The sequence below is a fragment of the Halopseudomonas sabulinigri genome (genome assembly GCF_900105255.1).
Classification (GTDB): Bacteria; Pseudomonadota; Gammaproteobacteria; order Pseudomonadales; family Pseudomonadaceae; genus Halopseudomonas; species Halopseudomonas sabulinigri.
Window position 1 is genome coordinate 1,116,885 of sequence record NZ_LT629763.1, and the last position, 19,886, is coordinate 1,136,770.

The following is a 19,886-nucleotide window of genomic DNA, read 5'->3' on the forward strand; positions in this document are numbered from 1 at the left end:
CGCCCCGCTCAGCGCAAAGCCGGCCCGGAGAAACCTAGCTCGGTCGCCAACGCAGACCCCATGCTGGCACCCAGTTGACGGGTAAAGCGCTTGAATGGCGACTCCTGATGCGTGAAATCCACCAACTCATCGGCACCAATAACGTCCCGCGCCACCGCAGAAGTGCTCGACAAGCCGTCAATCAGCCCGAGCTCCAGCGCCTGCTCACCTGACCAGATCAAACCACTGAACATATCTGGCGTTTCTTTCAGGCGATCACCCCGCCCCGCTTTAACTTGACTGATGAACTGCTGATGGGTGGTATTCAGCACGCCCTGCCAGAACTCACGCTCTTCCGGCTTTTCCGGCTGGAATGGATCGAGAAAGGCCTTGTGCTCACCGGCAGTGTAAGTGCGACGCTCGACGCCCAGCTTATCCATAGTGCCGACAAACCCGAAACCGGCAGCTGTCACGCCGATAGAGCCTACCAGGCTGGCCTTGTCGGCATAAATCTCATCCGCCGCCGCCGCGATATAGTAGGCACCAGAAGCGCCCAGATCGGTAATGACCGCGTACAGCTTGATATCCGGGTGCAGCGCGCGCAGCCGTTTTATCTCGTCATAAACATAGCCTGATTGCACAGGGCTGCCGCCCGGGCTATTGATCCGCAACACTACACCCTTGGTATTGGCGTCTTCGAAGGCGTCGCGAAGCGCACCCACCAGATTATCCGCGCTGGCCTCTTCCTGGTCTGCAATCATGCCGCGCAATTCAATCACCGCCGTGTGCGGCCCGCCGACACTGCTCGACTCCATCTGTGCCAGCGGCGAAAACAGCATGATGGCGCCAAACAGATAAACAAAGGTCAGGGTTTTGAAAAAGATACCCCAGCGCCGCGAACGCTTTTGCTCCTGTAGCGATGCCAGCAGGGTCTTTTCCAGCAACTGCCAGGCCTTCTTATCCTCGGTCGCTTGCGCGCGCTCCTCCCTGGAAACCATCTTGCCTTCGGTCCATTGATCATTCTGCATCAAGCTTCCCCCATCGCCATTTTTTGATTGCTTGGACGGGGCGCTTTCAACCAGCCCGCCAACTCGACAAATTCATCAATCAGGTGCAGCGGCTTACAGCGCAGCAACTGCTCACGCGACTGCGCACCGTAAGTGACGCCAATACTGCCCATGCCAGCCTGTGTCGCCATGTCCAGATCAAAGGAGCTATCCCCGACCATGAGTGCACGCGACGGCGCGCCATCGAGTTGCTGGAGAATCTCTCGCAGCATTCTTGGATGAGGCTTGCTCGCCGTTTCATCTGCACAACGCGTGGCATCGAAATAATCGAGCAGGTCGTGACTGCGCAGCATCCGCTCCAGCCCACCACGCCCTTTACCCGTCGCCACGGCCAACCGGTAACCCTCAGCGCGCCAAGCGTCCAGTGCCTCCCGCACGCCTGGGAACAGCAGTACTGGCTGCGCCTCCTGCGCGCGGTACTGTTGGCGATAACTATCAACCACCACGGCAAGCCGCCGCGCGTCACTTTCATGCGGATACAAGGCCGCAACCGCCTCGGGCAAACCAAGGCCTATTATTCCGCGCACAGCAGTGGACGTTGGCACGGGCATGTCAGCATCCTGCGCCGCAGCGCGCATGGCGGAAACGATATGACCAACCGAATCTGAAAGCGTGCCGTCCCAGTCAAAAATCAGCGTATCAAACTCACGCATTGCGCAGCCGCCCCAAGGTACTGTCCCAGACGAGGCCAGGTTGCGCCTCAACTTTCAGCTCCTGACCATCCGCCATCACCACCCGCAGTGAACGCGCATGCAGGAATAGCCGCTTGCCGCCCAGCTCGCGCACTTCGCGGGAGAAGTCATCGTCACCGTACTTGGGATCACCGGCGATCGGGTGGCCGGCGTGCTTGGCATGCACACGTATCTGATGAGTGCGGCCGGTGATGGGCCGCGCTTCAACCAGTGTGGCCTGATCACCAAAACGCTCGAGCACACGAAACTCGGTGAGGCATTCCTTGCCTTCGGGATCCACTTCCACCATGCGCTCACCGGAACGCAGGTTATTTTTCTGTAGCGGCGCATGAACCCTTTTGGTGGACGCCGGCCAGCGACCGCGCACCAGCGCTTCATAGCATTTGGTCACACCGTCGCCACGCAGAGCTGCGTGCAGATGGCGCAAAACGCTGCGCTTTTTCGCAATCATCAGACAGCCAGAGGTATCACGGTCCAGCCGATGCACCAATTCCATTTGCGGGCAATCGGGACGCAATTGGCGCATCGCCTCGATGACGCCAAAGTTCAGCCCGCTACCGCCATGCACTGCCAGCCCGGCGGGCTTATTGACCACAATCAAGCCCTTGTCTTCATACAGGATGCCGGCCTCCAGCGCATTGAGAATCCCCTGCCCCACCAGCGCGGGCTCGTTGGGCGCCGGCAGACGCACCGGCGGAATACGCAGAACGTCCCCGGCCTGCAGGCGATAGTCCGGCTTGACCCGACCCTTGTTCACGCGCACCTCGCCCTTGCGCAAAATGCGATAGACCAGCGTCTTGGGCGCACCCTTGAGACGGGTAATGAGGTAGTTATCTATACGCTGCCCAGCCTGATCAGCATCAATCTGATCAAACTGGACCTGGACAGGAAGTTCGCTGGGGCTGTTTTTCATCCGCGCATGATACATTTTTTCATTCAATTGAAGCACTTAAAAAATGCTGCTATAGTCCAGCGAGCTGCCGCGTTTGCAGCCGGGGAGTCCAGCCCATACAAAGCTGCCGAGCCCCAGAAACAAAGCCATACGGTCTCCGCCTACAAACGAAAACGAATGATCGGCGCGACTGATGATTGCAACACTGCCTGCCATGAGGGCAGACAGACTATTAACCCGCTCGCGGACAACACGCTGAGCGGCACCCGATTCAAATGGGTAAGTGTTTAGGTGGAGATGCACAGCTTCAGGATAATGTGACGAGCGCTGACACTTGCCATTCAATGTGTCCCCGTTACCAGTCCAGCTGATTCCTCCCTAAGGACGCCTTGCAGCAACATCCGGGCAACACGCGAAGCCGGCCAGACCGCTGATCCGCACAACCTGCGTTGACAGCCACATGACCGCCACCCGGCAGCATAAAAGCCTGCCGCCGCACAGAACCCTCTTGTTACCGCAAGACAGTCCAAAGCAGTTTCTCTGTGTAGATGTAACAGATAGAACTGTCGTGGACGCTGCCAACCAGCAGCGAAGCGATGTGAACTCTGCACCCGGGCAATCAACCCGGGCCAGAAACACACCTGACACCTAACGCATGAGTCGCAGGTGCCGTACACGTGATATCCGTTTAGCCCTGGAATCACAACGGTACTTCATGAAAAGAATGCTTATCAACGCAACTCAACCCGAAGAGTTGCGTGTCGCCCTGGTAGACGGCCAGCGCCTTTATGACCTCGACATCGAATCCGGTGCTCGCGAACAGAAAAAGGCCAACATCTACAAAGGCCGTATTACCCGCGTCGAACCCAGCCTCGAAGCTGCCTTCGTCGACTTCGGCTCTGAACGCCACGGCTTTCTCCCGCTAAAAGAAATCTCCCGCGAATACTTCTCCAAGCAGGTAGAAGGCCGCGTCAATATCAAGGACGTTCTCAAGGAAGGCCAGGAAGTTATCGTTCAGGTCGACAAGGAAGAGCGTGGCAACAAGGGCGCCGCCCTGACCACCTTTATCAGTCTGGCTGGCCGCTACCTGGTACTGATGCCCAACAACCCGCGCGCCGGCGGAATCTCACGCCGCATCGAAGGTGAAGAGCGCAACGAACTGCGTGAAGCACTCAACAGTCTGAACGTACCTGCCGACATGGGCATGATCGTGCGCACTGCCGGCCTGGGCCGCAGCGCCGAAGAACTGCAATGGGATCTGGATTACCTGCTGCAACTCTGGGACGCAGTCAAAGGCGCTTCCTCCGAGCGCAGTGCGCCTTTCCTGATCTATCAGGAAAGCAACGTCATCATTCGCGCCATCCGCGACTACCTGCGCCAGGACATCGGCGAAGTGCTGATCGACAGCGAAACCGTGAAAGAAGAGGCCCTCAACTTCATCAGCCAGGTGATGCCGCAATACGCCAGCAAGGTGAAGCTGTATGAAGACAGCGTACCGCTGTTCAATCGCTTCCAGATTGAAAGCCAGATCGAAACCGCCTTCGAACGCGAAGTGAAGCTGCCCTCCGGCGGCTCCATCGTGATTGACCACACCGAAGCCCTGGTCTCCATCGACATCAACTCGGCACGTGCCACAAAGGGTGGCGATATCGAAGAGACCGCCCTGCAGACCAACCTGGAAGCGGCCGAAGAAATCGCCCGCCAACTGCGCCTGCGCGACATCGGCGGCCTGATCGTCATCGACTTTATCGACATGAGCCCGGCCAAAAACCAGCGCGCTGTTGAAGAGCGCGTACGCGAAAGTCTTGAGGCCGACCGCGCCCGCGTACAAGTGGGTCGCATCTCGCGTTTCGGCCTGCTGGAGATGTCCCGTCAGCGCCTGCGTCCTTCGCTGGGCGAGACCAGCGGCATCGTCTGCCCACGCTGTAATGGCCGCGGCACTATCCGCGACGTCGAATCGCTGTCGCTGTCGGTCCTGCGCCTGATCGAAGAAGAAGCCCTGAAAGAACGCACCGCTGAAGTACGCGCACATGTTCCGGTTGCCGTTGCCACCTTCCTGCTGAATGAAAAGCGCGAAGCCTTGGCCAAGACCGAAGCGCGCACCAAGATCCGTATTCTGATCTTGCCGACGCCGCACATGGACACTCCGCATTTCGAAGTCCAGCGCCTGCGTGATGATCACGAGTCGGTACTCAACCACGAAAGCAGCTTCACCATGAGCAGCGAAGTGGAAGCCGAAGAGCCGACTCCGGTTAGCCAGACGCGCGCCATCGTGCGCCAGGAAGCCGCCGTCAAGGCGCTTTCCCCGGCTCGCCCGGCCCCCACGCCGCCAGCACCGGTCGAAGCGGTACAGGCAGCTCAACCCAACCTGTTCAAGGGCTTGATCAAGTCTCTGGTTGGCCTGTTTGCGCATGACGACAACGCCAGCGCCGAGCCCGCCAAGGAAGCCGAGGCTAGCTCTGCTCCCAAGCGCCCCGCCCGCGACAGTAACAACCGTAACAGCGATGAGCGTCGTAACAATCGCAATCGTCGTCAGCGCGGGGAGCGTAACGAGCGCGGCAACCGGAATGAACGCAACGACGGCGAGCGCAAGCAACAAGCCTCTCGTAGCGAACGCAACAGCGCAGAAGCGCCTGCAGAGAAGCCGGCCGAAGCTGCAGCTCAGCCGCAGACCGGCTCACGCCGTCGCCGCCGTCCAGCTGATGCCGAGCAGCGCAGTAACCGCGACGATGACAACCAGGCAGCCCGCCAGCAGCCTCGCGAGCGCCGCCCACAGCAACGTCAGAACGAGCAGGAGCAGCAGGCGGAAGAAGTCAGCGTGAACGCCAGCACCGCTAACGAGACCCAGGATAATGCAGCCGAAGGTAACGAAGGCGAGCGTCCCAAGCGCCGCTCTCGCAGCAGCCAGCGCCGTCGCAACAACCGCCGCCGCCCGCAGCAGGAAAATACCGGTAACGAGTCAGCGGAAGCCGACAACAGCCAGGACGCCAACGCCGATGCCGCACAGGATGCCAAAGTAGCGCCTATCGCCGCAGCGGTCACCAGCGCTGAAGCAGTTACTGCCGAGCCATCCGCGGCGCCTACCACACCGGCCACCGACGACGCCGACGTGGCACCGGTAACCGACGTTCAAGCGCCTGTTGAAGCAGGCCTGAACGAAGCAGCCAGCAAAGTGGAAGCTTCGATGGAAAACGCAGTAGAGGCTTTCAGTCAGGCACAACCGGTAGAAAAGGCCAGCGAAGAAAGCGCAACCTCAGAGCCTGCGGCCGAAACGGACGACGAAGCACCGGCCCAACGCCCTGCCCGCCGTCAACGCCAGGAACGCCGTCGCCCTGCCGCTACTGCTGAAACCCAGCCTCAGGCTGCAGATGCAGATGCAGAAACGGCAGAGCAGCCAGCGGCCAGCGAAGCAGCCGCAGAAGCACCAACGGCAACCAGCGAGCAGCCGCAAGAGCAAAGCCGCACTGAAGCCGCAGTCGAGGCCAAGCCTGCAGCCGCCGCGGCGGCGAAACAGCCAGCGGTGGAGGCTGTCGCCGAGCCTGCTGCTGTCGAAGCGCCTGCTGAACCAGTAAGCGAGGCCGCCTCCGAACCGGCTCCAGAGGTTGTCGCAGAGCCTACCGCCGAGTCAGAAAGCAGCATTCCTGCCCTGACTGAAAGCGGTCGCGCCTACAACGACCCTCGCGAGATACGTCGTCGCCAGCTGGAAGCCAAACGTCTGGCCGAGGAAGCTGCGCAGCAGCCCGCCGAAGCCGCCACGTCGGTCGAATCCGAGCCCGCAGCAGCACCTGTGGAAGCCAGCGTTGCCGCTGAGCCCGCGCAGGTTGAAGCCAAAGCCGAGGCCACCGAGGCAGTAGCCGCTCAGTCCAAGCCGGCAGAGCAACCTAAGCAGGCCGACATGCTGGAAAGCTCCCAGCAGGACACCGCCGTTGAGGTCGACGCCAACAGCAACAGCAGTGAGCCCGAGAAGACAGAGCAAGGCACTGCCAAAGCTGAAGACGACGCCGAGCAATCAGCGGCAGAGCCGCAGGAGAAAGAAAGCGACACCAGCCGAACCTGATGTTCGGCTGCAAAAAAAGGGGATGCTTCGGCATCCCCTTTTTTTATCTTTCGCTACCAGGCAGCATCAGCTACAACTAGACACCGCCCCCAGCAACGGCGGCTCCCGCTCAAGCGCTACGCCAAAACGCCGCTGTACATCGGCGGCAATTTCCGCCGCCAGGGCCAGTATATCCGCTCCCCGTGCCTGGCCGTAGTTCACCAGCACCAGTGCCTGCTCTGCATGCACACCCACATCCCCGCGCCGCAACCCCTTCCAGCCGGCTTGATCAATCAACCAGCCCGCAGCGAGCTTGCATGCGCCCTGCGGTTGCGGAAAGTGTGGCATCTGCGGATAACGCAGCAGCAATGCATCTGCTTTGGCCTGCGGCACCAACGGATTCTTGAAGAAGCTTCCAGCGTTGGGCAAGCGCGCCGGGTCCGGTAACTTGCTGTGCCGGATAGCACACACCAGTTCACTGACGACGCGCGAGTCGGGCCGTTGCAATCCGGTTTGTTGCCAGGCCGCGGCCAAGGGTGCGTAGCCAACATTGATATAGGGCCTGGGTGATAGCTTGAAGCGCACTCGCAAGATGACATAACGTTCGGCTTCATGCTTGAACAGGCTGTCGCGGTAGTCAAACCGGCAGTCGGCTGCCTGCAGGCATTTGACCTCCCCCGTGCGACGATCCAGGGCATCCAGGCTGTCAAACAGGTCTCTGACTTCTACACCGTAGGCACCGATATTCTGAACCGGTGCCGCGCCCACCGTGCCGGGAATCAGCGACAGGTTCTCCAGCCCACTGAGGCCAAGATCCAGCGACCAGCGAACAAAGTCGTGCCAGTTTTCACCGGCAGCAGCTTCGACCACCACACTCTCGGGGCTGCGCGACATCACACGCCGACCACGAGTGCGCATCAACAGCACCAGACCAGGCACAGGCCCGGCAAGTACCAAGTTGCTGCCACCCCCGATGAGGGTGACCGGCCAGCCACTGCGCTGCGCCTGCGCCAATGCAGCGACCATTTCACTATCGCTTTCAACACACAGTAGCCGCTCCGCCCGCTCACTCAGGGCCAGCGTATTGAATGGTCGCAAATCGACCTGCGATCGCAGCTTGCTCACGTCGCCACCGAGACATCGAGCCAGGCATCGGCTGCCGTTTCCAGCATATCCAGCACCTGTTCGAAGCCCTGCTCGCCGCCGAAATAGGGATCCGGCACCTCCTGCGGCAATTCAGGAGCAACACTCATGAACAGCCGAATGCGACTGCGTGCAGCAGCCGGCGCGCGTGCTAGCAGGTTATCCAGATTGCTTTGATCCATCGCCAGAATCAGATCGAACTCAGTGAAATCGCTGTCGCGTACAGCACGTGCACGTTGCGCAGACAGGTCGTAGCCGCGCTGGCGCGCCGCTGCGGTGGCTCGGCGGTCCGGCGGCTCGCCTACGTGATAGCCGCCGGTGCCGGCAGAATCAACCTGATAACCGCTTTGCAGGCCACGCTCGCGCAAGCGAGCCTCGAATACACCCTGCGCACTGGGCGAGCGGCAGATGTTGCCCAGGCAAACAAACAACACACGCGTAACACTCCGGCTCATGCTTGCTCCAGCAATGCTCGCACGCGCTCCAGGTCGGCCTGGGTGTCCACTCCGGCAGGCAGCGCGATGCAGGCGTCGGCAACATGAATTCGCACACCAAACCAGAGGGCACGAAGTTGCTCCAGCGATTCCGCGCTTTCCAGCGGGCTTGCTGGCCAGGTCACATAGTCATGCAGAAAGCCGACCTTGTAAGCATAAATTCCGATGTGCCGGCGAAACGGAATGCCCGCCGGCAAGGCAGCAGGACCGTTGGCAAAGGCGTCACGGCACCAGGGCATGGGCGCACGACTGAAATACAGCGCAAAGCCCCGCTGATCACTTACCACCTTTACCGCATTCGGATTGAACAGTGACTCGCTGTCTTCAATCGGCTCAGCCAGTGTCGCTATGCCGGCTTCGGGATGAGCCAACAAGCTGCCGGCTACCTGATCAATCACCTCCGGCGGAATCAACGGCTCATCACCTTGCACGTTGACCACACAGGCATCGTCGGCCAGGCCTAACTTGCTGACCACTTCCTGCAGCCGATCGGTGCCAGAGGGGTGGTCTTCACGGGTCAACACCACGTCGGCACCAAACACTTCGCAGGCGGCGACGATGCGCGGATCGTCGGTGGCGACGGTAACGGAAGCAGCCCCACTCTTGCGCGCCTGCTCCCACACATGTTGCACCATGGGCTTGCCGGCGATCAGCTGGAGCGGCTTGCCGGGCAGCCGCGTCGAGGCGTAGCGAGCAGGAATAATAACGTGAAACATAGGCTCAGCGATCCAGTTTTTCGTCAGCGTCCAGCGCCCGGGCTTCGGTTTCCAACATCACCGGGATGCCATCACGCACCGGATAGGCCAAGCCATCAGCGCGGCACCAGAGCTCGCTTTTATCCGCACTCAATACCAACGGTCCCTTGCACAACGGACAAGCCAGTACATCTAACAGTTTTGGATCCATCGATTTACTCCTGAATGGGTGAATGCGGGGCGGATGCAGCGGGCAGAGTGGCAAGCAAGGCCGCAGCGAAAGCATCGCTCAGTTCGGCCTCTACGCTCAGATACCACCAGTTTTCCTGTGCCAAGGCACGGCACTTCACTGCATCCTTCTCGGTCATTATGACCAGTTTTTCCTTGGGGAGATCGTTCAGCGATTCGGGGGAGTAGCTGGCATGATCAGCAAACACGCGCGGCACATAACGGAAGCCGCACAATTCCAATGTGCGAAAAAAACGCTCTGGATTGCCAATGCCAGCCACTGCCACCACGTCACGCTCACCCTGCCAGAGATCCAATGGCACCTGCTTGCCAGTACGCAGGTGAATCAGGCTGGTTGGCCTTAGCTGCATGGCATAACAGGCGCCCTGATCCTGGGCGGCTCCGTTGCTGACCAGCAGGTCTACCGCGGCCAAACGCTCCGCAGGTTCACGCAGCGGCCCTTCCGGCAAACAGCGCGCATTGCCCAGGCCACGCTGTGCGTCGAGCATCACCAACTCCACGGTTCGCCCCAACGCATAGTGCTGCAGCCCGTCATCGCTGATGATCAGGTCAATATCGCCGCTGGCCAGCAGCGCCCGTGCAGCGGCCGGACGGTCGGGATCAATCACCACCGGCACCTGCGCGCGCTGCGCGATCAACAACGGCTCGTCGCCGCTGTGGTCGGCATTACCAGCAGGGTCGACGCGCCATGGCAAAGCAGGTGGCGTGCCGCCATAACCACGGCTGATCACCCCCACACGATAGCCATGACTACGCAGAAACGCGGCCAGCCAAAGCACCATCGGCGTCTTTCCTGTACCGCCCAGCGTTATATTACCAACGACAATCAGCGGAACCGGCGGCTGCCATTGCGCTGTCTGCCCGTTCAGATAACGCTGCCGACGGCGCTGCGCCACCAGGCGATACAACGCCGATAAGGGCCGCAAGAGTACCAGCCAGCGCGCCTTACCATACCAGGCACGCAGCAGACCCTGCTCAAGGCTCTGCTGCCACTTCATGGCAGCAACACCGATGCCCGCCTGCACCAGGGGCCTGGCGATGCAGCCGCGACAACCCCCGTGCAAAAGCCCTTCACTGCTGCTCGTCCGCTCCGACTTCGCTGGTGGTCAGCCGCAAGCGACTGAAGCCCAACTGTCCGGCCGCATCCATCGCGGTAATCACATACTGATGCGGGGTCTGCGCATCCGCCGTGATGACTACCGGCAGCATGTTATCGCCGCCGGACTCTTTCTGCAGCGCGGCCTTGAGATTACTCAGGTTCGGATTCAGCAGTGCCTTCTCGTTCAAGGCCATTTCACCGGTAGCGGCAATGGTGAGCTCAAGTTGCTGGATATTGCGATTTTCCACCCGCTCGCCGGAAACGGCCTGGGGCAAATCCAGCTTCAGCTGGGTTTCGCGGGTGAATGTGGTCGAAACCATGAAGAAAATCAGCAGCAGAAACACCACGTCAATCAGTGGCGTCAGGTTGACACTGACCTCCTCCGTTCTTTGCCGGCGAAAGTTCACGGTCAGGCTCCCTTACCGGCTACCGCCGCCGCTGGAGTACGTTTGCTGCTGCCGTTGTCCTTGCCGCCATTGAACTCCACATCACGATTGCCCTGCACCACCTCAACCAGCTTGGTGGCTTCCTGTTCCATGGCGATCACCAGCTCGTCTACACGGCGGACAAAGAAGCGATGAAAGAACACGGCGGGGATCGCCACGGTCAGACCCGCCGCTGTGGTAATCAGCGCCTTGGAGATACCGCCTGCCAACACGCCGGTGTTACCGGTGCCTTGGACCATAATGGCGCTGAACACGTCGATCATGCCGATCACCGTACCCAACAAACCCAGCAACGGGGTGATCGCCGCGATGGTACCGAGGGTGTTGAGGTAGCGCTCCAGCTCGTGCACCACCTTACCGGCTGCCTCCTGGATACACTCTTTCATGATTTCACGACCATGACGCGAGTTGGCCAGGCCGGCAGCGAGAATCTCACCCAGCGGGGAGTCGGCTCTTAGGGTTTTCAGTTTGACCGCATCGAGCTGGCCGTCCTTGATCCAGCGCCAGACTTGTCCAAGCAGGTTGTCCGGTGCCACGCGACTGGTGCGCAGCGCCCACAAACGCTCAATAACAATAGCCACAGCAATAACAGATGACAGAATGATCGGCAGCATCAGCCAGCCACCGGAACTGATCAATTCCCACACAAGCGATCCCTCCCCAAAATGGTTGTTTACTCTAGCACAGACATCTAACCGAAACGCCCTGTAACGGCAGTGCCCGCACCTTATTGTTCATGCCAGAAACGCCGTGCCTTCTCGCGCCAGTGCCAGGTAAGTTCTGGCTCGACCTGACCATCCAGACGAAAGCGCACGGCGCCGGAGACGGCAGTATAAACCGGTTCTACCGACAGTTCGCGATATCGTGCCACAACCTTGGGATGCGGATGCCCATAGCGATTGCTGGCGCCGGCACTGTAGACCACCCAGCGCGGCGCAACCTGGCGAATGAACGCATAGGAAGAAGAGCTGACACTACCGTGGTGCGGCGCAAGGAGCACGCTGGCTCGGCGCAGCGCCGGTAGCAGATGATACTCACCTGCCTGCCGAATATCCCCCGGCAGAAGTACCCCGCTCTGCCCCGCGCTCAACTGCAGCACACAGGAGCGGTCGTTGGACGCCGCCTGCTGCTGCGCGCCTGGCAACAGCTCGAAGGTGACACCATCCCAGGTCCAGCGTTGCGCCCTGCAAGGTTCGGCAACCAGACCCGCAGCCAGCCGTTCCGGCTCGCCACTGATCACTCGCTCAACCGGCAAGCGCTGCTGCACCGCCAGCGCGCCGCCGGCGTGGTCATTATCAGCATGACTGATCAACAGCATATCCAGCCGGGTGACACCGCTGGCCAACAGCGCCGGCAATACCACGGCCTCGCCCAGGTCAAAGCCGCTGGACAGGCGTGCCCCGGCGTCGTAGAGCAGATCGTGTTCGGCAGTCTGTACATGGATCGCCAAGCCCTGCCCCACATCCAGCACGGTCAGTTGCAGTTCGCCTTGATCCGGGCGCGCAAATTGGGGTAACAACAACGGCAGTAGACACAGCCCAGCAGGCAACCACAACAGCCGCGACAGCGGGCTCAGCAGCATCAGACTGCCAGCCAGCGCACACAGCCAGCCTAGCCAGCCGGGAAACGCGAAATGTACTAGCGGGCTGAAGCCCGCGACCCAGGTAAGCCCATTAAACAGCAACCCTAACGCGCCGGCGGCGTACTGCAAGAGCAGCGGCCAGCCGGTCAATAACTCCACCAATGCGCCCAGCAGCGCCAGCGGCAGAAGGAACACACTAAGACAGGGAATCGCGACCAGGTTAACCAGCAATGCCGACGCACTGCTCGGCATACCCCACAGCACCAGCCACGGCCACAACCCGAGATAGACTACCCACTGTGCGCTGCCCCAGCGCGCCCACACGCCTTGCAAAGCCAAACGACCGCTGAGGCCAAAAATCAGCAAACCCACCGCCATAAACGACAACCAGAACCCGGCCCGCAGCGGCGCAGCGGGGTTCAGCGCCACCACCACTACCAACGCTGCCAGCCAGATCAGCAGCGGACTGGGCCTGCGCTGCCAGAGTTGCATGCAACACGCCAGGGCGCACATCAACAATGCGCGTTGCACCGGCACGGCAAAGCCAGACAGTGCCGCGTAGACAGCGGCCGCAGCCAGTGCCACCGGTGCAGAAAGCCATAGCTGCGGCCAGGCCCAGGCGAAACGACCCCAGCGCAGCAGTTGCCTGGTAAGCCAGAACACAGTCAGCGCGAGCATGCCCACATGCAGCCCTGAAATAACCATCAGGTGGCTTGTGCCCGTAGCCTGCAATACTTCCCAATCAGAGTCGCTCAAGCTCGACTTGTCACCCAACACCAGCGCCAATAATCGCTGACCCTCGGGCACTGGCGCCAAGGCCGCCGAGAAACGCGCGCGCAGTGCTTCACGCCAGGAGGCACTGGCTGACGCCGACACCCGCTCGCCGCCCCGCACACTGCCCAAGCCGCCCGTGCCCGCGGCGTACAGCCAGGCTTCATAATCAAAACTGCCGGGATTGCTTAACCCCCTTGGCCGCCGTAACCGCGTCTCGAACGACCAGAGTTCGCCGGCCGCTACCGGCTCACCACCCCACCAATGCAAGCGCAGACTCGGCAGCGTTTCGCCACTGTCCTGGCGCCGCACGGACTCCAGCTGAAAGCGCCGACCGGTCTCGGTCTGTTCCGGCAAGCCCGCAATGCGCCCTTCAATTTGCACCGTATGGCCATCCAAGGCCTGATCCAGTCGCTGCGCTATAGCCTGATGGTGAAAGATCAAGGCCCAGACCAATCCGCATAACAAAAAACACAAACAGCGCCCCGCGGCCCCCACACGCCAAAGTAGCAGCGCCGCCGGCAGCAGCGGCACCAGCCACCCAAGTGAAGGGAGTTGTGAGAAACACAGTGGTAGCAGCAAGCCCGCAAGCAGACTCGCCAACAACAGACGCAGATCGCTCAAGCAAACATCCTGTAATCGACTATGCTGCCAGGCAGTAGTGCCCGTCTGACATTCCATGCATAATTGGCGCACGCCACAGTAGCCGAAACCCTGCGATGCCTCGCCGTCTATTCAAACGACTGATGCCCCATCCGGACCGAATCAAAGGCAGCAAGTCCCTGCGCTTCATGGGTAACTTGCTACACGATCCGAACCTCTGGCATCTCAACCGCCACAGCGTTGCGCGGGCAATGGCAGTGGGTCTGTTCGTCGCGCTCATGCCCATTCCACTACAGATGCTGGTCGCCGCAGCAATTGCCGTACTGGTGCGTTCCAACCTGCCGATTTCGGTCAGCCTGGTCTGGCTGACCAACCCGGTCACCATGCCGCCGATTTTCTATGCCCAATACAAGGTCGGCACCCTACTCCTGGGCGCGCCCGAACGCAGCATGCCCATGGAGCTGTCCTTCAATTGGCTGATGGCGGAGCTGCATCACATCTGGCAACCCCTGTTACTGGGGTCGTTTCTGGTGGCCACGGTCTCGGCAGCGTTGGGCTACTGCCTGACCATGTTGTATTGGCGGTGGTGGGTGTCGCGCAACTGGCAACGGCGCAAAATGCGAAACCGTCACCAGTCCTGATCAAGACTGCTCGCAGAGCTGCCCTTTCTTGAGCGTAAAAATGCGATCCATCTGCGCTGCCAGGGTCAGGTCGTGCGTGACCACCAAAAAGGCCGTACGCAGTGTTTGGCTAAGCTCGAGCATCAATTGCTGAATACTCTCCGCAGTATGCTGATCCAGGTTCCCCGTGGGTTCATCCAGCAGCACGCAGGCCGGTTCATTGATTAGCGCTCGAGCAATGGCAACGCGCTGGCGCTCGCCGCCAGACAGCTCAGCCGGCTTATGTCCTATCCGCTCTGCAAGACCGACGCGCTCCAGCATCACTGTCGCTCGCTTGCGGGCTTCTGCTATTGGCGTCTTACCGATCAGCAAGGGCATACAGACATTTTCCAGCGCGCTGAACTCCGGCAACAAATGGTGAAACTGGTACACAAAGCCCAGATCAGCATTGCGCAACTTACCGCGCTGGGTTTCCTGCATGGCCGATAGCTGCTGGCCGGCCAGCCAGACCTCCCCTTCAGAGGGCGTATCCAGCCCGCCCAGCATATTCAACAGGGTGGTCTTGCCCGAGCCGGAGCTGCCGACAATGGCGATACGCTCGCCGCGGTGCAGAGAGAAGTGGACTTGATCCAGCACCCGCAGGCGCTGCGGGCCAACCGCGTATTCTTTACTGAGGCTACGGCATTCGAGAACAACATCAGTCATAACGCAGGGCCTCCGCCGGCTCGGTTCGCGATGCCCGCCAGGCGGGATACAGGGTGGCGAGGAAGCTCAAACTGAGCGCTGCCCCACAGATAATGAAAACGTCACTCCAGATCAGCTCCGAAGGCAGATAGCTGATGAAATAGACATCTGAGCTGAGAAACTGAATACCCAGCACGCGCTCAAGCCAGGCCACCATCTGCGATACGTTCAACGCAGCGAGCACCCCCAGCACGCAACCGCTGATGGTGCCCACCACCCCGATCACCGAGCCCTGCACCATGAAAATGCCCATGATCGACATGGGTGTTGCGCCCAGGGTACGCAGAATGGCGATATCCGCTTTCTTGTCGGTCACCACCATGACCAGGGTTGAGATGATATTGAAGGCCGCGACCGCCACAATCAGCATCAGCAGCAAACCTATCATGGTCTTTTCCATCTTGATCGCCGCAAACAGGTTGCCATGGGTACGCGTCCAGTCCTGCGCGTAATAATCACCCGGTAGCTGCTTGACCAGATCCCAGGCCACCTTGGGCGCCTCGAAGAGGTTATCCAGCTTGATGCGCACGCCCTGCACCTGGCCCGGCTGCCAACGGTTAAGTCTGCCCGCATCCGCTACATTGATCATCGCCAGCGAGCTGTCCAGTTCGGCACCCACCTTGAATACCCCCGCGACAGTAAAGCGCTTGAGGCGCGGAAAAACACCCGCCGGGGTTACCGAGGCTTCCGGCAATACAAAGGTGAGTTTGTCGCCCACGTCTACGTTGAAGCGCTTGGCGATCAGCTCACCAATAATGATGCCGAATTCGCCTTCCACCAGATTATCCAGTGAACCGCTCTGCATGTGGTTTTCAATGATGGACACCGTCTTCTCGGCAGACGGCTCAACACCGGTCACCAACACTGGCGCGACGCTGCCATCGTGGGTCAGCATCCCTTGCAACTGAATAAAGGGCGCAGTCGCCACCACCTTGGGGTTAGCGATCAATTGCTCCGACAGACCCTGCCAGTCGCTGATCGGCTGGTAACCGTTGATGGTCGCATGCGGCACCATGCCCAGAATGCGGGTACGCAATTCACGGTCAAACCCGTTCATTACCGACAGCACCAGGATCATCACCATGACACCCAGGGTGAGTCCCAGCATGGAAATGAGAGAGATAAAGGAAATAAAGTGGTTACGGCGCTTGGCGCGCGTATAACGCAGCCCGATAAAAAACGGTAAGGGTCTGAACATGAAAAGCAGGTTACCTTATAAGCCGGGCTCAGCCGGTGAATTTTGAGCGACATGTTACACTGAACAGCAGCACTTGGTCAGCGCTGCGTAGGCGCCACACGAGATACGCCATGCAAACAGACAATAATGACAAGCGGGAGTTCTTCCGCATTCAGGATCAGATGGCGCTCGACGTCAAACCCATCGACGGACCAGGTGCCGACCTGGGGAGCCAGCATGGCCCACTGTTTGACCTGCTGACCGACATGCACATGCTCGACTACGAGTCACAGCACTTGTTACGGCAGATTTCCGAGCGCGACCGTGCCTTGGCCCAGTACCTCAAAATCATTAACAAACGCATCGACCTGCTGGGCAAAACCCTGGCCGTCGAGCTTTCTGGTGACTTCGGCGAGCCGGTAGAGGTCACTATCAGCGAGGGCGGCATGTCGTTCGAGTCAGACACCGCCTACCCTAAGGACGCTTGGCTGGCAGTTCGCCTGATTCTATTACCTGCACCACTGGGACTGGCGATTCCCGGCCGAGTAGTGCGCTGCGACCCCACAGATACTGCAAACCGCTGGGCGCTCGGCATAAACTTCGATGTGCTGACCGACGCACAGCGCCAACTGCTCGCCCGGCATATACTGCAAAAACAGGCACAGGATATACGTGCCGCAAAATCGACTGAAAGGACCTCGACATGAAACCGCTTCTGCACAGCCTCATTCTCACCAGCACCCTGCTGGCCGCCAGCCCACTCTACGCCGACACGCTAAGCATCCCGGTCGGCGAACAGAGCAGCGCTCAGGCCACAAGCCTGCCCCAACGGGGCGCCAGCTTCGATGCCGTGTTGCGCGGCTGGGGTGAACCGGCAAAGCGACATGCCGCGGTGGGCCAACCACCGATAACCCGTTGGGACTATAACGGCTTCAGCGTGTACTTCGAGTACAGCCATGTGATCGACAGCGTGCGCCAGCACACGCCCAAGGCACCCTGATTCTATGCCGTTGATTTATGGTCACCGCGGTGCCCGGGGCGAAGCCCCGGAAAACACATTGGCCAGCTTTCAGAAGGCCTTGAATGCAGGCGTCACCCGTGCAGAGCTGGATCTGCACCTGTCCGCAGACCAGGAACTGATGGTCATCCACGACCCCACGCTCAAGCGCACTACCGGGCGGCGCGGCAAGGTTGCCCAACACAGTGCCGCGGAGTTGATGCAACTGGATGCTCGGCTGGGCCTGGCCGGCTGGCTGGAACCCTGCCCAATTCCCAGCCTGGAGCAGCTGTTCAGCCATTTCCCCGAGTTCGAACACTATCAGCTGGAAGTAAAAAGTGGTTCTGAGCGCCAGTCGCGTATTGTGCTCAAGGCCGTCCGGCAACTGGTGGATCGCTTTCAGTTACACGACAAGGTGGTAGTGACCTCCAGCAGCCGTACCCTGCTCAAATACGCTAAAAAGTCGGGCTTCTCGCTGCCTACCGGGCTGGTTGAGGAATATGGCCTGCTCGACCCGATCAAGGCAGCGCAGCGATACGGTTGCGAGTACCTGATACTCAACTGGAAGCTATGCACCCCTCAGCGGCTGCGCCAGGCGCAGGCGGCGGGTCTGCATGTTTCGGTATGGACGGTAAACGAGCCGCAGCGTCTGCAGTGGCTGGCCGATATGGGCGTGGATAGCCTGATCACCGACTATCCCTTACGCGCCATGCAGCTACTCAAGCAGGGTGCCTGAGCAACGCACCCTGCTTTTGTTAAAACAGCCTGTTCAGGCCATCCAGCGCGGCAACCCGATAGGCTTCGGCCATGGTGGGGTAATTGAAGGTCGTGTTGACGAAGTAATTGATGCTGTTGGCTTCGCCCTGCTGGTTCATGATGGCCTGGCCGATGTGCACAATCTCAGAGGCCTGGTCACCAAAACAGTGAATGCCCAGCACTTCCAGCGATTCACGATGAAACAATATTTTCAGCATACCCACAGGTTCGCCACTGATCTGTGCGCGCGCCATATTCTTGAAAAAGGCCTGGCCGATTTCATAGGGCACCTTTTCGTTGGTCAGCTCCTGCTCAGTCTTACCCAGCGAACTGATCTCGGGAATGGTGTAGATGCCCGTGGGTACATCATCCACGAAACGCCAAGCATCATTGCTGACGATATTGCCTGCCGCTGAACGGCCTTGGTCGAAGGCGGCGCTGGCCAGACTCGGCCAACCAATCACATCGCCCACCGCGTAGATGTTGGGTACTGCTGTCCGGTAGTTCTCATCCACACTCAATTGGCCTCTGCCGTTCGGGTGCAGACCGATATTCTCCAGCCCCAGGCCATCGGTATTGCCCGTACGACCGTTACACCATAGCAGGGCATCAGCCTTGAGCCGCTTGCCGGACTTGAGGTGCAATACTACGCCACGGTTATCCGTTCCCTCGATCTTCTCGTACTCTTCGTTATGACGAATCAGCACGCTGTTGTTACGCAGGTGATAGCTCAGCGCATCGGAGATCTCGTCGTCCAGGAAACTGAGTAGCCGCTCGCGGTTATCAATCAGGTCTACCTTCACGCCAAGCCCGCAGAAGATCGAGGCGTACTCGCAGCCGATCACGCCGGCACCATAGATAATCAAGGTTCGTGGCGTGTGGTTAAGACGCAAGATGGTGTCGCTATCGTAGATTCGCGGGTGCCCAAAGTTAACGTCAGACGGCCGGTACGGCCGCGACCCCGTCGCGACTATGACCTCCTTAGCGATCAGCTTTTCCACCACGCCGGTGTTGTTGACCAGCTCGATGGTATGCTCGTCGGCGAAACTGCCCTTGCCAAAAAACACATCTACGCGATTACGAGCGTAGTAGCTGGTGCGCGACGCCACCTGCTTGGCCATCACTTTTTCCGCGCTTTTCAACACATCCGGAAAGGGAAACCAGCGTGGGTCGCCAATCGCCCGGAACATCGGATTGGTATTGAACTGAATGATCTGCTTGACCGAATAGCGCAGTGCCTTCGACGGGATGGTACCCAGGTGAGTGCAGTTGCCGCCCACTTCCTTGCGCTCCTCCACCACCGCCACCTTGCGGCCGTGTTTGGCGGCATTCATCGCCGCACCCTCACCTGCCGGGCCAGAGCCCAGCACCACCACATCGTAGTTGTATACGGCCATTCACTCGGTTCCTTGTATTGCAGGTAAACAGCTTGGCGCGCGCAGCCAGGCCGGCTTTACAGCATGCGCCAGCCCAGCCAGAAGACCAGAGCCGGCTGGCACAACAGATCGTTATTGCAGATGCGGCTAGTCACGCCAAGCCACGCGTGCCGCGCGGAGCGAGAACCAGCCTGGGCACCCTAAACCGCGCTGCGGCCCGCGACTAGTCGACTTTGGTGGCGTCACGCGCCAGCTCGAACTCCTGACTGCGCGGCGTAACACCCGCGTTGGCTGTCGCTTCTTCGCACTTTGTGGTGTCACCGCCGCAAATGCCGCAGGATTTGTCGAGCCCGGTTGCACCAATGCCACCGCAGGAGCCAGCAATCGGTTTGCGGCCCATCATTACGCCGATGGCCATGCCGGCCACAATCAGCAGCATCAGGGGAAATACCAGAAGCCAAACCATGG

Annotated in this window: 20 protein-coding genes; 5 read left to right on the forward strand and 15 right to left on the reverse strand. The window is 60.0% G+C overall.

The window, feature by feature from the left end:
• Positions 1–8: 8 nt before the first annotated feature.
• Genes BLU26_RS05000 through rluC form a run of 3 tightly spaced genes read right to left on the reverse strand, consistent with a single transcriptional unit; the run spans position 9 to position 2,651 of the window.
• A complete protein-coding gene (locus tag BLU26_RS05000; RefSeq protein WP_092288367.1) occupies positions 9–977 on the reverse strand; it encodes a S49 family peptidase in 969 nt (322 codons plus the stop codon).
• A 29-nt stretch (positions 978–1,006) separates the two neighbouring features.
• Positions 1,007–1,699, reverse strand: a complete 693-nt coding sequence (locus tag BLU26_RS05005; protein ID WP_092284429.1) for an HAD-IA family hydrolase — start codon at positions 1,697–1,699, stop codon at positions 1,007–1,009.
• A complete protein-coding gene (rluC, locus tag BLU26_RS05010; RefSeq protein ID WP_092288368.1) occupies positions 1,692–2,651 on the reverse strand; it encodes a 23S rRNA pseudouridine(955/2504/2580) synthase RluC in 960 nt (319 codons plus the stop codon). Before rluC ends, BLU26_RS05005 begins: the two co-directional genes overlap by 8 nt.
• Positions 2,652–3,345: 694 nt before the next feature.
• Between rluC and rne the strand changes: the two genes are divergently transcribed.
• Positions 3,346–6,687 carry a ribonuclease E gene (gene rne / locus BLU26_RS05020; protein WP_092284433.1) on the forward strand — a complete coding sequence of 1,114 codons (3,342 nt, stop codon included), beginning with the start codon at positions 3,346–3,348 and terminating at the stop codon, positions 6,685–6,687.
• Between the two features lie 66 nt (positions 6,688–6,753).
• Here the strand turns inward: rne and murB are convergent, their stop codons facing one another.
• The 8 genes from murB to BLU26_RS05060 form a co-directional block, all read right to left on the reverse strand.
• Complete coding sequence (gene murB, locus BLU26_RS05025; RefSeq protein ID WP_092284435.1) at positions 6,754–7,791, reverse strand: UDP-N-acetylmuramate dehydrogenase; 1,038 nt, start codon at positions 7,789–7,791, stop codon at positions 6,754–6,756.
• Positions 7,788–8,264, reverse strand: coding sequence for a low molecular weight protein-tyrosine-phosphatase (locus tag BLU26_RS05030; RefSeq protein ID WP_092284437.1), 477 nt, complete (start codon positions 8,262–8,264; stop codon positions 7,788–7,790). The genes murB and BLU26_RS05030 overlap by 4 nt, the downstream gene beginning before the upstream one ends.
• Positions 8,261–9,019, reverse strand: coding sequence for a 3-deoxy-manno-octulosonate cytidylyltransferase (kdsB, locus tag BLU26_RS05035; protein WP_092284439.1), 759 nt, complete (start codon positions 9,017–9,019; stop codon positions 8,261–8,263). The genes BLU26_RS05030 and kdsB overlap by 4 nt, the downstream gene beginning before the upstream one ends.
• Before the next feature lie 4 nt (positions 9,020–9,023).
• On the reverse strand, positions 9,024–9,209 hold the full coding sequence (locus tag BLU26_RS05040; RefSeq protein WP_092284441.1) for a Trm112 family protein: 186 nt from the start codon (positions 9,207–9,209) through the stop codon (positions 9,024–9,026).
• A gap of 4 nt (positions 9,210–9,213) precedes the next feature.
• On the reverse strand, positions 9,214–10,245 hold the full coding sequence (lpxK, locus tag BLU26_RS05045; protein ID WP_092284443.1) for a tetraacyldisaccharide 4'-kinase: 1,032 nt from the start codon (positions 10,243–10,245) through the stop codon (positions 9,214–9,216).
• A gap of 73 nt (positions 10,246–10,318) precedes the next feature.
• A complete protein-coding gene (locus BLU26_RS05050) occupies positions 10,319–10,753 on the reverse strand; it encodes an ExbD/TolR family protein (protein ID WP_092284445.1) in 435 nt (144 codons plus the stop codon).
• A 2-nt stretch (positions 10,754–10,755) separates the two neighbouring features.
• A complete protein-coding gene (locus tag BLU26_RS05055) occupies positions 10,756–11,439 on the reverse strand; it encodes a MotA/TolQ/ExbB proton channel family protein (RefSeq protein ID WP_092284447.1) in 684 nt (227 codons plus the stop codon).
• An 80-nt stretch (positions 11,440–11,519) separates the two neighbouring features.
• Positions 11,520–13,826, reverse strand: a complete 2,307-nt coding sequence (locus BLU26_RS05060) for a DNA internalization-related competence protein ComEC/Rec2 (protein WP_092284449.1) — start codon at positions 13,824–13,826, stop codon at positions 11,520–11,522.
• A 38-nt stretch (positions 13,827–13,864) separates the two neighbouring features.
• Here BLU26_RS05060 and BLU26_RS05065 point away from each other — a divergent pair, with 38 nt between their 5' ends.
• Complete coding sequence (locus tag BLU26_RS05065) at positions 13,865–14,389, forward strand: DUF2062 domain-containing protein (RefSeq protein ID WP_092284451.1); 525 nt, start codon at positions 13,865–13,867, stop codon at positions 14,387–14,389.
• On the opposite strand, the gene lolD is transcribed toward BLU26_RS05065, so the two are convergent.
• Together lolD and BLU26_RS05075 are read right to left on the reverse strand one after the other, a co-directional pair.
• Entirely contained in the window at positions 14,390–15,073 is a 684-nt protein-coding gene (gene lolD, locus BLU26_RS05070; RefSeq protein ID WP_092284453.1) for a lipoprotein-releasing ABC transporter ATP-binding protein LolD, read from the reverse strand.
• Positions 15,066–16,310: a lipoprotein-releasing ABC transporter permease subunit gene (locus BLU26_RS05075; protein WP_092284455.1), complete on the reverse strand. Its 1,245-nt coding sequence runs from the start codon at positions 16,308–16,310 to the stop codon at positions 15,066–15,068. Before BLU26_RS05075 ends, lolD begins: the two co-directional genes overlap by 8 nt.
• A 110-nt stretch (positions 16,311–16,420) precedes the next feature.
• On the opposite strand from BLU26_RS05075, the gene BLU26_RS05080 reads away from it, so the two are divergent.
• From BLU26_RS05080 to BLU26_RS05090, 3 genes are read left to right on the forward strand one after another with little or no spacing between them, the layout of a single operon-like run.
• Positions 16,421–16,996, forward strand: coding sequence for a PilZ domain-containing protein (locus BLU26_RS05080; protein WP_092284457.1), 576 nt, complete (start codon positions 16,421–16,423; stop codon positions 16,994–16,996).
• Positions 16,993–17,289, forward strand: a complete 297-nt coding sequence (locus tag BLU26_RS05085) for a hypothetical protein (protein ID WP_092284459.1) — start codon at positions 16,993–16,995, stop codon at positions 17,287–17,289. Before BLU26_RS05080 ends, BLU26_RS05085 begins: the two co-directional genes overlap by 4 nt.
• Before the next feature lie 4 nt (positions 17,290–17,293).
• Positions 17,294–18,022, forward strand: coding sequence for a glycerophosphodiester phosphodiesterase (locus tag BLU26_RS05090; RefSeq protein WP_092284461.1), 729 nt, complete (start codon positions 17,294–17,296; stop codon positions 18,020–18,022).
• 19 nt (positions 18,023–18,041) lie between these two features.
• Here BLU26_RS05090 and sthA read toward each other — a convergent pair whose 3' ends face one another.
• Together sthA and nqrM are read right to left on the reverse strand one after the other, a co-directional pair.
• Entirely contained in the window at positions 18,042–19,439 is a 1,398-nt protein-coding gene (sthA, locus tag BLU26_RS05095) for a Si-specific NAD(P)(+) transhydrogenase (RefSeq protein ID WP_092284463.1), read from the reverse strand.
• Between the two features lie 202 nt (positions 19,440–19,641).
• Complete coding sequence (nqrM, locus tag BLU26_RS05100) at positions 19,642–19,884, reverse strand: (Na+)-NQR maturation NqrM (protein WP_092284465.1); 243 nt, start codon at positions 19,882–19,884, stop codon at positions 19,642–19,644.
• Between the last annotated feature and the right edge of the window lie 2 nt (positions 19,885–19,886).

What these genes read in the sequence shown, in the direction of transcription:
- BLU26_RS05000 (WP_092288367.1), bottom strand. Translation starts at nt 977, where the DNA reads ATGGTTTCCAGGGAGGAGCGCGCGCAAGCGACCGAGGATAAGAAGGCC.
- nqrM (WP_092284465.1), bottom strand. Translation starts at nt 19,884, where the DNA reads ATGGTTTGGCTTCTGGTATTTCCCCTGATGCTGCTGATTGTGGCCGGC.
- BLU26_RS05030 (WP_092284437.1), bottom strand. Translation starts at nt 8,264, where the DNA reads ATGAGCCGGAGTGTTACGCGTGTGTTGTTTGTTTGCCTGGGCAACATC.
- lpxK (WP_092284443.1), bottom strand. Translation starts at nt 10,245, where the DNA reads ATGAAGTGGCAGCAGAGCCTTGAGCAGGGTCTGCTGCGTGCCTGGTAT.
- BLU26_RS05080 (WP_092284457.1), top strand. Translation starts at nt 16,421, where the DNA reads ATGCAAACAGACAATAATGACAAGCGGGAGTTCTTCCGCATTCAGGAT.
- lolD (WP_092284453.1), bottom strand. Translation starts at nt 15,073, where the DNA reads ATGACTGATGTTGTTCTCGAATGCCGTAGCCTCAGTAAAGAATACGCG.
- BLU26_RS05090 (WP_092284461.1), top strand. Translation starts at nt 17,294, where the DNA reads ATGCCGTTGATTTATGGTCACCGCGGTGCCCGGGGCGAAGCCCCGGAA.
- kdsB (WP_092284439.1), bottom strand. Translation starts at nt 9,019, where the DNA reads ATGTTTCACGTTATTATTCCTGCTCGCTACGCCTCGACGCGGCTGCCC.
- BLU26_RS05060 (WP_092284449.1), bottom strand. Translation starts at nt 13,826, where the DNA reads ATGGAATGTCAGACGGGCACTACTGCCTGGCAGCATAGTCGATTACAG.
- rne (WP_092284433.1), top strand. Translation starts at nt 3,346, where the DNA reads ATGAAAAGAATGCTTATCAACGCAACTCAACCCGAAGAGTTGCGTGTC.
- BLU26_RS05085 (WP_092284459.1), top strand. Translation starts at nt 16,993, where the DNA reads ATGAAACCGCTTCTGCACAGCCTCATTCTCACCAGCACCCTGCTGGCC.
- BLU26_RS05065 (WP_092284451.1), top strand. Translation starts at nt 13,865, where the DNA reads ATGCCTCGCCGTCTATTCAAACGACTGATGCCCCATCCGGACCGAATC.
- BLU26_RS05075 (WP_092284455.1), bottom strand. Translation starts at nt 16,310, where the DNA reads ATGTTCAGACCCTTACCGTTTTTTATCGGGCTGCGTTATACGCGCGCC.
- rluC (WP_092288368.1), bottom strand. Translation starts at nt 2,651, where the DNA reads ATGAAAAACAGCCCCAGCGAACTTCCTGTCCAGGTCCAGTTTGATCAG.
- BLU26_RS05040 (WP_092284441.1), bottom strand. Translation starts at nt 9,209, where the DNA reads ATGGATCCAAAACTGTTAGATGTACTGGCTTGTCCGTTGTGCAAGGGA.
- sthA (WP_092284463.1), bottom strand. Translation starts at nt 19,439, where the DNA reads ATGGCCGTATACAACTACGATGTGGTGGTGCTGGGCTCTGGCCCGGCA.
- BLU26_RS05005 (WP_092284429.1), bottom strand. Translation starts at nt 1,699, where the DNA reads ATGCGTGAGTTTGATACGCTGATTTTTGACTGGGACGGCACGCTTTCA.